Genomic DNA, 255 nt, shown 5'->3' with positions numbered 1-255 from the left:
ACATGGTTGATGACGCTGAATTGTTGGAATTGGTTGAAATGGAAGTACGCGAATTACTGTCCAAATACGAATTCCCAGGCGACGACTTGCCAATTATCCAAGGTTCCGCAAAATTGGCGCTCGAAGGCGACAAAGGTCCATTGGGCGAAGAAGCAATCATGAAATTGGCTGATGCACTCGACAGCTACATCCCAACACCAGAACGCGCAGTTGACGGTGCATTCTTGTTGCCAGTTGAAGACGTGTTCTCCATCT

1 pseudogene is annotated in these 255 nt (G+C 47.8%); it reads left to right on the top strand.

Annotation, left to right across the window (positions count from 1 at the left end):
• Window positions 1-255: pseudogene (tuf, locus tag ACO0KV_RS18420) on the top strand (elongation factor Tu); the annotation flags it as partial.

Source organism: Undibacterium sp. RuRC25W (genome assembly GCF_049339825.1).
In the GTDB taxonomy this organism is placed as follows: Bacteria; Pseudomonadota; Gammaproteobacteria; order Burkholderiales; family Burkholderiaceae_D; genus Undibacterium.
The sequence above is the reverse complement of the archived record's forward strand: the minus strand, read 5'-3'. Positions and strand labels throughout refer to the sequence as shown.